Origin of the sequence: Thalassospira sp. UBA848 (assembly GCF_002295455.1) — a bacterium.
GTDB lineage: Bacteria > Pseudomonadota > Alphaproteobacteria > Rhodospirillales > Thalassospiraceae > Thalassospira.
In genome coordinates this window covers 63,767-75,193 of record NZ_DBGS01000089.1, presented here as the reverse complement: position 1 = coordinate 75,193, position 11,427 = coordinate 63,767, and the positions used below count along the sequence as shown (strand labels likewise).

The window sequence follows — 11,427 nt, the reverse complement described above, 5'->3', positions numbered from 1 at the left end:
TCCAAGCGCGGGCCTGCATGTTCAGGCCAAGCGTCCTTTTGCGAATTTATAGACCAGGAGATCAGGTCATGGCACGTCGCTGCCCGGTATCCGGCAAAGGCGTTTTGGTCGGCATGAATGTGAGCCACGCCCACAATCGTACCAAACGTCGTTTCCTCCCGAACCTGCAGCCGACCTCGCTGCTTAGTGAGTCGCTCGGTCGTTCGGTGCGTCTGCGTCTGACCACCAATGCTGTCCGCACCATCGAAAAACGTGGTGGTCTGGATGCATATCTGCTCAGCACTGCAAATGCAAAGCTGCCGGCAGATTTGGTGAAAATCAAACGCCAGGTCGCCAAAGCTGTTGAAGCAAAAGCTGCCTAATTCAGGCTTCTGCTTTACAGACAGAATTTACGAAGGCTCGCTTTTTAGCGGGCCTTTCGTTTTTGTGTTTCATGGCATGCGTAATTGCACTGGTTTTGATGCGCAATTCACGTTGGTTGCTATGCTCAGTCGGCTTTTTTTGTGCTGCGCGGTATCGGCTTTGCCCAAGGGATCCAAGGGCTGCGTATGAATGTTGCGCCAAGAAACGCGACTCGGCAGAACACGAGCTTTGCGCTTTTGGTAATTTGTTCTATACTTTGCTCTATCAGTGGTTTACGTCGCCGCGTCGCCCGGTTTGGTGAAACGTCATGATATGTTCATCAACAGCGATTCCCGGACCTGCTAAATAAGGCAAGCGACTCGGTAAACACGGTGGAGCGGATGATATGCATTTATCGCCCAATGCGTGTCCGGCACTTGTTCTTAACGCCGATTTTCGGCCGTTGAGCTATTTTCCTCTGTCTCTTTGGTCCTGGCAGGATACGCTCAAGGCGGTCTTTCTTGAACGCGTCGATGTTCTTTCCGAATACGACCGCGAAGTACGCTCTCCATCCTTTAAAATGCGCCTGCCCAGCGTGATCTCGCTTAAGGAATATGTCCCGCTTAAAAACAGCCCGGCCTTTACCCGGTTTAACGTCTTCTTGCGTGATGAATTTTCCTGTCAGTATTGCGGGGACCGCCTGCCGACCAATGAGCTGACCTTTGATCATGTCATTCCGCGCGCAAAGGGTGGTCGTACAAACTGGGAAAACATCGTCACGGCCTGTTCTGACTGTAACCTGTACAAGGGCAGTCGATCGGTGCGCGAGGCCGGCCTGCGACTGCGCAGGACGCCGGGACAACCCTCGATGCACGAACTGCAAAGCACAGGACGCCGTTTCCCGCCAAACTATCTTCATGAAAGTTGGCGGGATTTTTTATACTGGGATACCGAACTGGAATACGACTTCTAAGCACCCGGTTTTCACCCGGTCCAAAGCCACGAAAAAAGCCGACGGCGATATCACCGTCGGCTTTGGTGTGTTTGGCGTACGCGGAGCCAAGACATTCAGATGATCAGAAATCCGCAGTGAGCGAGAATGTTGCGGTCAGCGGCTTGCCGACGGTCATATAGCTGGTTTCCGTGCTGGCAGTTTCCCAATAGTCATTATCGGTCAGGTTTTCGACATTTGCACGGAAGGTGACCGGATAATCATAAAGCTCGGTCACGTAGCGTGCACTCATGTCAAATCGCGTCCATGACGGAATTTCAACCGTGTTGCCGGTATTAACGTATTGCGCGGCCGTATGGATCAGCCGTCCACCAACGGTCGCACCGCCAAGGAACGGCAAATCGTATTCCGCACCAAGGGTTGCCTGATATTCCGGAACGCCCGGTGCCGTATTGCCGTTGTTGGTACCATTCTCGGTTTTGGTCAGTTCGGCGTCGATAAAGGTGATGCCACCCAGAATGCGGGTGCCAACAATCGGTTCACCAAAGGCTGTCAGCTCAAGGCCATGATTTCGCTGCTCACCATCGGTGGTATAGAGGTTGCTGCTATTAAGATACGCTGACGGTTTCTCAGCCTGGAACAGGGCAATCCCGCCTCCAAAGGTGCCGAAGTCGAATTTCGCACCGACCTCCATTTGCTCGGTCGTGTACGGTGCTAACGTTTCACCTCGGTTGGTTGCAGTCGCCTCCGTCACGGTTTTTCCGGCTTCCAGACCTTCGATATAATTGGCATAAACCGTGATCTGATCGGTCACATTGCCAACGAAGCCGAGCATCGGTGAGTTGGTAGAGGAGTCATAGTTGGAGTTCTTGGCCCCGGTAAGTCTGTCGTAACCACGCGATTTGACGTTCTGACGGCGAACACCACCGGTCAGGTGGATGTTGTCATCAAAGAAGCTCACCGTATCGGCCAGGAAATAGCTTGTCAGGATTGTATGTGAACTGAGATTGGCGTCCCCGGGGTCGCCAAATACGATGTTGGATGGGCCGCTGTTATAGATGTTACCGGCAACAGATGTGCCGAAGTCCCAGTTTGTCCTTGCTTCCTGCCACATTGCGGTGGTTCCGGCATTAAGTTCGTGCTTGACCGGTCCGGTGTCAAACTCCTGACGGATGCCTGCAACACCACTGACATCTTCGCGTTCATAAACTGTCGCGAACCTGCCAAAATTGCCCGATCCATCCGTGCTGGTTAAGGTAACGGATGAAAAATCACTGTCTTCGTTAGTGGTATGCGCGCCAATGGCGGTATAAAGCATGGTGCTGTCGGTTGCGTCATACTCAAAGCGCACCTGCGCGAACTTGTCCTCAAGATCACTATAAGTGCCAGCGGCGGCAAAGTTATGCGAACCGGACGGTGCATCAAGTATTGAGGTCAGGTTGTTCGCCCGAACTGTAGGGCGGCCTTCTTCAACGCGCAGCTTGTTAATCGCTGCATCGAACGTGACCCGGGTATCATCGCCGCGGTAATCAAGCGCGATTGAACCAAGCGACGTCTCACGATCTTCATTCTCGATGGATGCTTCACCCGCCCGATGCATGATGTTGGTGCGAACCCCGAACTGATCGTCCGAACCAAAGCGACGGCCAAAATCAAAATGCCCGCCAACTTCGCTGGTCGCGCCATAACTGCCGGTGAAGCTGGTAACCGGGTCATCACCGGCCCGTTTCGGAACAAGGTTGATGTTGCCACCCAATCCACCAGAAGATGGCGCCATGCCATTCAAAAAGCCCGAAGCCCCCTTGATGACTTCAACGCGGTCAAACATTTCAAGGGCAACGGACTGGCGCGGTGCCGTTCCATAAAGGCCGTCAATCGAAACGTCATCAGATGTCAGGTCGAAGCCACGAATGGTGAAGCGGTTGGCAAAGGTGCCAAACCCGTTGGTGTTGATCACCGATGGATCGTTATCCATCACATCGGAAATATCGCGTGCCTGCTGGTTCTTGATCAGCTCGCCGGTGTACCCGGTGGCGGCAATCGGTGTATCCATGATGTCACTGTTGCCAAACGCACCAAGTCGGGTACCTGTGGCAACCTGTCCACCGGCATAGACCGGCGGGGTGGGGTCACCGGCATCGGCGGCAGTAGCATCGCCTTCGATGATCAGGACTTCGGTGGTTTCGCCTTCGCTTGCTATCGCGTCATCTGCGGACTGCGCCAGTGCGAAATCGGGTGTGGCAAAAACCATTGTCAGTGCCGTACCCAGCAAAAGGGTCGAAGACAGTTTCTCTCCTGTAAAACGCATTTGGGATTCCCTGTATCGGTTGTCTTTGATGACGACCTGTCGGGCGGGAACCGGCGGGTCATCTTTGATGATGGCCACTCGATATCACGCGGTAGGGGATGGAATATTGAACCGGATTTCGGCGTATTGAACGGATTTTGGCTTAAGTTAAGCGATCTGTTCCTTGCGCCAGGCACCCGGCGTGGTGCCAACGATTTTGCGGAACACGCGGGTCAGATGCGCCTGGTCGGCAAAGCCGACCCGAAGGGCAACCGAGGCAAGCGGTGTATCGGCATCTTTAAGCAGGGATTTGGCGCGCTCCACCCGGGCTTTCATCTGCCACTGTTGCGGGGGCATACCGGTACTTTCGCGAAAGGCCGAGCAGAAATAGGATTGTGAGAGCCCGGTCAACTGTGCCAGTTCATCAAGGCGGATGGTTCGTCCGCAATTCTGTTCGATATAGTCGACCGACTTGCGCAAATGATATGGTGCCAGTTTGCCGCGTTTGCGTTGCGGCTCATTGGCTTGGCGCGGTTGCAGAAGGGCCGCGGTCAGCGCGCTGATCAAGCCTTCGCCATAGATCTGCGGGCTTTGATGTTCGCTTTGCAGGTCGTCGGCCAGCAACCGGACCAACGTATTGATGCGCGGATCGCAAAAACCGATGCGCGGTGTCTCCAAGCTTACACGGTCAAGCAGAACACCCATGCTGTTTTCAAGCGCGTCGATATCAAAATGAATATCAAGATGACGCAGACGACATGCACCGAAAACCTCGGATGAGACCTCCATCCCGGCCGGGATGTAGGACAGGCATCCTTTGGCGCGACGTTGCTGATCTGCAGTGTCATTTGAGGAACGGACGTTGATGCCCCCATCGCCGACGCAATCAAGGATCGCCACCAGACGTGGTGCTTGCGAAACATAGGTTCCCCCGGCCTCTGCTTCGCATTTCACATGCCACAAATCGGAAATGGCGGTGTCCCAACGGCGGAACCGTAAATCATCAAGAAGGGAAATCCCTTCGATGTGGCTGGTCATATGCGGATGAAATGCCATGGCGCTCACGACAATGGGGTCCTTTGTCCGGTCGGAACTTATGGTGCGAATGGGTCTCAATATAACCGGGAATTTTCTGCAAACAATAACAATTCTCATTATCATTCGAAGAATTGTCAGATTCCTGAGCAACTGTTCGCGCCAAAGGCGAGCCTCGGAAATGCAAAAACCCGCCTTGCGTGTCAGGCGGGTTTTCCAAAGATTTGTTTGGGCGTGGCCAAAGTCGTTTGCTGTTACTTTTTCATCCAGCGCGACGGCGCAATCAGGCAGAAAATGATAAGTGCTGCCGAGAAGAAGACATTCACCGTCGGCATGGTGATGCCAAACAGTGTCCAGTCGATCTTGTCACACCGGATGATTGGCTGCGCCATAAGCTGCGCCTTGAGGTCCGCCAATGACGCCGCACCGCTTTGAACCCCGCCACACATGGCTGGCCCTTCCCACCACAGTTCCTGAACGCCGACGTGGTAAAACGCAATCGCCGTTCCGACTGCAAACGTCGCAGCACAGAGATAAACCACCATCCGCGCGGCGCCAGGAAAGCGGATCAGAAGCAGGGCAACTACCGCAAGGCCGGCAACCACATAAAACGGCACACGCTGATACAGGCACAGTACGCAGGGCAATAGCTTCTGCACATACTGGGCATAAAACGCAAAGCCGAGGCTGCCCACCGAAATCAACAGCAGGGCGACGGGCGGAAAGGCCGGGATAAAGCGTGGGCGCAGCAATTTAAACATAAACAAATCCGTTTTTCGTCTTCCATAAGAATCTGGCATCGGGTCAACCATGCGGGATCAGTTTGAGTGCGGCAAACCCGCCAACAAGAACCACAATAAATATGGTGAAAACGAGGCCCAGTCGCTTTTCGATAAATTCGCGGATGACGGGGCCGAATTTCCAGATCAGCGCGGCAATGACAAAGAACCGCAATCCCCGCGCCAGGATCGATGCAATGGTGAAAACAGTCGGATCAAGCGCGGTGACGCCAGACAGGATGGTGATCACCTTATAGGGGAATGGTGTGACACCGGCGATAAACACCGCCCAGGCGCCCCATTCATTATAATAATCGCGGAATTGATCAAATTTCCCGGCATAGCCATAAAGCTCCAGTACCGGACGCCCAACCGCTTCAAACAGGAAGAATCCGATCCCATAGCCGACCAAGCCACCCAGTACCGACCCGACAAGGCAGATCAATGCATAGCGCCAGGCGCGCGCGGGCGCTGCAATAATCATCGGGATCAGCAGAATGTCAGGCGGGATCGGAAAGACAGAGCTTTCGATCGCGGCAATGAAAAACAGGGCCCAGCCAGCATGGCGATGGGCAGCAAGGTTCATGGTCCAGTCATAAAGGCTGCGGATCACGGCGATGGTGCCTTGTCTTGATTTTGTGTATTTGATGAACGGCCCATGGCCTTGAAAACGGACCAGATCAAACCGCATTTTGCCGACAATCGCAATGACACAGTTTATCGGTGTTTACCGCAACGCATTTTTGCACAAAGCCCCATTGACCCGGCGAAATTTACAGCTATTATCCCGCCCGTTGATGGAGGGTGCGCAACGCACCTGAATTGCTTGCCCCTGTGGCGGAATTGGTAGACGCGGCAGACTCAAAATCTGTTTCACCTAGTGAGTGGGAGTTCGATTCTCCCCGGGGGCACCATCACTTTTTCTCCAAACGTAATATATCGTGACAAAACCATGGCGTGCATTGCGTGGCCGGTCTGGCAGCCGGAGCGGCAAGCGATCATTTCAAGGTGTCTTTGAGCGGCGACCGCTCAACAAAGCGCGGATTTCCCTTGGTTTCGGCCATTTTTTGTTGGCACAAGAATTGCCCTTCCCTGAGTCCTTATCAACTTAGGGAGGAAATAATGCAAAAAGTAAAAATCGTGACCTTTGCATCCGCAATGCTCGGTGCAATCGGAATTGTTGGCACCGCCTGTGCTGATGAAAGGTTCAGTTCCCACTTTGGTCCGGAGGATCAGATCGGGGCTGCGAACTATCTGACTTCGGAAGTAACACTTGCAGCCAGCAAGCTGATTTCCGAAGGCAAGGTCTATTCACTGGGGATGGAAGTTTCACGTGATACGCCGGCCTTTGCACCACGTGGTGTCGCTGTGACGGTTTTCTCGCCCGGACAAAGCGGTAACAAAACAATCGGCAGCAATGCGGGAACCTACAACGATGACATGTTCACCGGCTGGCTCGGTGTCGGGACACAGATTGATGGTCTGGGCCATCTGGGCGATCATCATACCTATTATAACAATAACCACGCCGAAGACATGGTCGCAGCCACCGGCCTGACCAAGCTTGGCATTGAAAACGTGCCACCAATGGCAACGCGTGGTGTCCTGCTGGACGTTGCTGCGATCAAGGGGACTGATCGTCTTGAAGGCGGCTATGTCATCACCCTTGAGAACATCTTGGCGGCCCAGAAGGCCGCCGGTACCGAAATTCGCAAGGGAGATGTGGCTCTGATCCATACCGGATGGCTTGATTTGGTCGGGAAGGACAATGAGCTTTACGGAACGACCGAACCGGGCCTTGGTCTGGAAGCAGCGGAATGGTTGGCAAATCAGGGTGTTGTGGCCGTTGGCGCCGATACATGGGGGCTTGAAGCTGTTCCCCATGAAGATCCGAGTGCTTTCTTCCCGGTCCATGTGAAGCTTCTGGCAGAAAACGGTGTCTATATTCTTGAAAATATCGTCACCCGGGACCTGGCCGCAGACCGGGCGCACGAGTTCCTGTTCGTTCTCGGGCAGGCCAAGCTTAAGGGCGCTGTACAGATGATCATCAACCCGGTTGCCATTCGCTAAGCCGGTCTGATCACTTTGAAAACTTTAGAACCGGCGGCCAAGCGACCAAACAGGCCGCCGGTTCTTGTGCCACGATACAAACCGAAGTTTGCACACGGGCAAATCAATAAACGCTGCGATAAATCGCCTCGATCTCCTTGGCGGTCATGTCGCGCGGATTGCTGTCGATCAGGCGGTGGATCTTGGTAAAGACTTCCTCGGCCATTTCCGGCAGGGACTCTTCGGTGACGCCAAGGTCGCGCAGGCGGATTTCAAGACCACTGGCCGGGACCATTTCCTCGATCCGTTTGACGAACGCCTCGGCGGCGGCGTCTTCGCTGTCGAAATCGACCCCTTCGATCAGGCACGGGGCGAGTTCGGCATACAGCTTTTTCGCGGCTGGCAGGTTAAAGCGGATCACCTGCGCCATGACCAGTGCATTGGCATGACCATGCGGAATGTGGAAACGTGCGCCCAGCGGATAGGCCAATCCATGAATGGCGGCAACCGATGCATTGGCAAAGGCCATCCCGGCAATCAGCGATCCCTGCAACATGGCAGAGCGTGCTTCCTTGTCGCCCGGATTTTCAATCACCTTCATAAGGTTTTTGCCCAGAAGCGAAAGGGCGGTGACCGCCATGCCATCGGCAATCGGGTTTTTGCGTGTGCGGCTGGTATAGCCTTCGATGGCATGCACCATGGCATCAAGGCCCGTGGCCGCTGTGACCTTTTGCGGCAGGCCATAGGTCAGTTCCGCATCCAGAAGCGCGATATCGGGCATCAGTTGCGGGGTGTAGACAACCTGTTTGAGGTGGTCGTTATCGGTAATCACCGACACCCATGTAACTTCCGATCCGGTCCCGGCGGTGGTCGGGATCTGGATCAACGGCAGGCGATCACCGGTTGCCTTGTCCACCCCATAGATCTCTTCGATGGTCTGATCGCTGTTGGCAAGCAATGCAACCAGCTTGGCACTATCAAGCGAGCTGCCGCCGCCTAGACCGATTACGCCATCCGCCTTCCAGTCACGTGCACCGGCAATGGCGGCTTCGACAATTTTCTGGGGCGGGTCGGCCTCGACGTCAGAAAAGATCTGAACCGCGATACCGGCGGCCTCAAGTGCATCTTGCGCCTTTTGCGCAAAGCCCAGTTCGACGATGCCCGGATCGCAGACAATGGTGACACGGCTGGCGCCGAGTTCCTTCATCAGGCTGCCGGCCTTGGCAATGCCACCGGCTTCGCAGACGATGCGCGGCACGCTTCGGAACATGAAACTCATGATGTGTCTCCTTATCCGGGATCAGTTGGCATTCCCGGCGAGACCGCCGAGGCACATATATTTAATCTCGACGAAGTCATCGACGCCGTATTTCGACCCTTCGCGGCCGATGCCGGATTCCTTGACCCCGCCAAACGGTGCGGACTCAGTCGAAATGATGCCTTCGTTGATGCCAACGATGCCGTATTCAAGCGCCTCGCCAACCCGCCAGATGCGGCCGATATCACGTGCATAGAAATAGGCCGCCAGACCAAATGGCGTGTCATTGGCCATGCGAATGGCGTCTTCTTCGCTGCTGAACTTGAACAGTGGTGCAACCGGACCAAAGATTTCCTCGGAGAAAATCCGCATATCCGACGTAACCCCGGTCAGAATGGTCGGGGTAAAGAAATTGCTGTCGGGCTTGGCGCGATCACCACCCAGAACAGCCTTTGCCCCACGAGAAACGGCGTCTTCGACCAGTGCTTCGACTTTTTCAATCGCCTTGGCATTGATCAGCGGGCCCTGGGTGATGCCTTCTTCGGTGCCCAAACCGACACGCAATTTGCCAACGGCTTCGGCCAGTTTGGCGGCGAAGGCGTCATAGACACCATCCTGAACCAGAATGCGGTTGGCACAGACGCAGGTCTGACCGGCATTGCGGTATTTCGAGGCAATCGCGCCTGCAACGGCCGCATCCAGATCGGCGTCGTCAAAGACAATAAACGGCGCATTGCCGCCAAGTTCTAGACTGACTTTTTTGACGGTATCAGAACACTGACGCATCAAAAGTTTGCCGACTTGGGTGGAGCCGGTGAAGGACAGCTTGCGCACGATCGGGTTGGCAGTCAGTTCACCACCGATTTCCGCCCCGTGTGATGCGGTGACGATATTGATCACGCCATCGGGGAACCCGGCGCGTTTGGCCAGCTCGACCAGTGCAAGCGCGGTCAGTGGCGTATCTTCCGCCGGTTTGATGACGACCGTGCAACCCGCGGCAAGGGCCGGTGCACATTTGCGCGTGATCATTGCCATCGGGAAGTTCCATGGCGTGATCGCGGCAACAACACCAATCGGCTGTTTGACGGTGATGATGCGTTTGTCCGCCCCATGCGACGGGATAACATCGCCATAAATGCGTTTGCCTTCTTCGGCAAACCATTCAAGGAAGGATGCGCCATAGGCCACTTCGCCGGATGCCTCGGCCAGGGGTTTGCCCTGTTCGCGGGTCATCAGCAATGCAAGGTCGGCCTGTGCCGTCATGCAGAGGTCAAACCATTTGCGCAAAACATTTGCACGTTCCTTGGCGGTTTTGGCCCGCCACGCCGGAAGGGCGGCATTGGCGGCATCAATCGCACGATTGGTTTCGGCCGCGCCCATATCGGGAACATCGGCAAGATGTTCGCCGGTGGCCGGGTCAACAACCGCAAAGGTCTTGCCGCTGTCGGATGCGACCCATTTGCCGTCGATATGCCCCTGGGTTTGCCAAAGGCCAGTATCATTTAGCTGGATGGTCATGGTGGCTATTCCTTTTCGTTACAGCACGGCGGCATAGATCGCGCGTGCGGCCTCGAACGTCATTTCACGCGGATTGTTGATCAAAAGGCGTTCAACCTTCATCGCATCGGTCGCCAGCATGTCGAGATCGCTTTCCGCCACGCCGACTTCGCGCAAGGTGCGGCTGAACGGCATGCGTTCGACCATGTCGGTCATGAAAGCAATGAAGCGATCACAGGCAGCATCGTCATTTGCGAACTTTTCATCCGGCAGAATGGCGCGGGCGAGTTCGGCATATTGCGATACGGCCGCATCCCGGTTGAATTTCAAAACCTCTATCAGGACCAGCGCATTACTGTGTCCATGCGGGACATGGAAATGCCCGCCGAGAGGATAGGCAAGGGCATGAACCGCTGCGACCGGGGCGTTGGCAAAGGCCATTCCGGCCAGCATGGACCCCTGAAGCATGGCTTCACGGGCTTCGCGTGACGGGCTGGCAGAAACCGCATCATCGATATGGGCGGTCATCAGCTGCATCGCGCGGATGGCAAGTCCGTCCGACAGGGCATTTTTCTTGTGCTTTGTGGTGTAGGCCTCGATGGCGTGCACCATGGCATCAATGCCGGTCATGCCCGTGATCGGGGCCGGAAGGCCCATGGTCAGTTTGGCATCAAGCAGTGCGACATCGGGATAAAGCAGACTGGACACCACGCCCTTTTTCTCGTGCGTTGGGGTGGTGACGATCGAAATCGGCGTGACTTCCGAACCGGTGCCCGCCGTGGTCGGCACCTGAATAAGCGGCAGGCGCGGGCCCGTCGCCAGACCGATGCCATAGATCTCGTCAAGTTTCTGATCCTTGCCACACAGAAGGGCGACCAGTTTTGCGGTATCAAGCGATGAACCGCCGCCAAGGCCGATGACGATATCGGCCTTGAAGTCACGGGCACCCTTGACCGCGGCAAGAATGCTTTCCTCGGGCGGGTCTGCCTGAACATCGGTCCAAAGCAGGGTTTCAATCCCGGCTTCTTTAAGTGCTGCATAAGGGGCGTCGATCAGGCCAACCTTCTGTAAACCCGGGTCGGACAGAAGAACGGCGCGTTTCGCGCCGAACTCCTTGCACAGGGTGCCGAGTTGCAAGGCACCGTCGAACTCGCAGATGACGCGAGGAGTGGTTTCAAACACAAAGTCTGACATGGGGACCTCGTCTTTTGACATGTCTGTTGTCGGG

At 55.4% G+C, this 11,427-nt stretch carries 10 protein-coding genes and 1 tRNA gene; 4 read left to right on the top strand and 7 right to left on the bottom strand.

Features of this window, described 5'->3' with window-relative positions; genetic code table 11:
* The first annotated feature begins 68 nt into the window (after positions 1-68).
* Together rpmB and B2R48_RS12635 are read left to right on the top strand one after the other, a co-directional pair.
* Complete coding sequence (rpmB, locus tag B2R48_RS12640; RefSeq protein WP_008889909.1) at positions 69-362, top strand: 50S ribosomal protein L28; 294 nt, start codon at positions 69-71, stop codon at positions 360-362.
* A 386-nt stretch (positions 363-748) separates the two neighbouring features.
* On the top strand, positions 749-1,315 hold the full coding sequence (locus B2R48_RS12635; RefSeq protein WP_062955866.1) for an HNH endonuclease: 567 nt from the start codon (positions 749-751) through the stop codon (positions 1,313-1,315).
* A 103-nt stretch (positions 1,316-1,418) separates the two neighbouring features.
* Here B2R48_RS12635 and B2R48_RS12630 read toward each other — a convergent pair whose 3' ends face one another.
* The 4 genes from B2R48_RS12630 to B2R48_RS12615 form a co-directional block, all read right to left on the bottom strand.
* On the bottom strand, positions 1,419-3,602 hold the full coding sequence (locus B2R48_RS12630; protein WP_297000913.1) for a TonB-dependent receptor: 2,184 nt from the start codon (positions 3,600-3,602) through the stop codon (positions 1,419-1,421).
* A gap of 147 nt (positions 3,603-3,749) precedes the next feature.
* Positions 3,750-4,637: a helix-turn-helix transcriptional regulator gene (locus tag B2R48_RS12625; protein ID WP_297000922.1), complete on the bottom strand. Its 888-nt coding sequence runs from the start codon at positions 4,635-4,637 to the stop codon at positions 3,750-3,752.
* Positions 4,638-4,870: 233 nt separating this feature from the next.
* Entirely contained in the window at positions 4,871-5,377 is a 507-nt protein-coding gene (locus tag B2R48_RS12620; protein ID WP_297000910.1) for a disulfide bond formation protein B, read from the bottom strand.
* 43 nt (positions 5,378-5,420) lie between these two features.
* The gene (locus tag B2R48_RS12615) at positions 5,421-6,008 is read right to left on the bottom strand and encodes a YqaA family protein (protein ID WP_297000907.1); all 588 of its coding nucleotides are present in this window, start codon (positions 6,006-6,008) and stop codon (positions 5,421-5,423) included.
* 215 nt (positions 6,009-6,223) lie between these two features.
* Here B2R48_RS12615 and B2R48_RS12610 point away from each other — a divergent pair.
* Positions 6,224-6,309 (top strand) — tRNA-Leu (locus B2R48_RS12610).
* Between the two features lie 208 nt (positions 6,310-6,517).
* Positions 6,518-7,465 (top strand): cyclase family protein, encoded by a 948-nt coding sequence (locus B2R48_RS12605; protein WP_297000905.1) that lies wholly within the window; start codon positions 6,518-6,520, stop codon positions 7,463-7,465.
* A 103-nt stretch (positions 7,466-7,568) separates the two neighbouring features.
* Here the strand turns inward: B2R48_RS12605 and B2R48_RS12600 are convergent, their stop codons facing one another.
* The 3 genes from B2R48_RS12600 to B2R48_RS12590 form a co-directional block, all read right to left on the bottom strand.
* Entirely contained in the window at positions 7,569-8,723 is a 1,155-nt protein-coding gene (locus B2R48_RS12600; RefSeq protein WP_297000899.1) for an iron-containing alcohol dehydrogenase, read from the bottom strand.
* Between the two features lie 21 nt (positions 8,724-8,744).
* Positions 8,745-10,220 carry an NAD-dependent succinate-semialdehyde dehydrogenase gene (locus tag B2R48_RS12595; RefSeq protein WP_297000896.1) on the bottom strand — a complete coding sequence of 492 codons (1,476 nt, stop codon included), beginning with the start codon at positions 10,218-10,220 and terminating at the stop codon, positions 8,745-8,747.
* A gap of 18 nt (positions 10,221-10,238) precedes the next feature.
* On the bottom strand, positions 10,239-11,427 hold a 1,189-nt coding region (locus B2R48_RS12590), incomplete at its 5' end, for an iron-containing alcohol dehydrogenase (protein WP_349676145.1).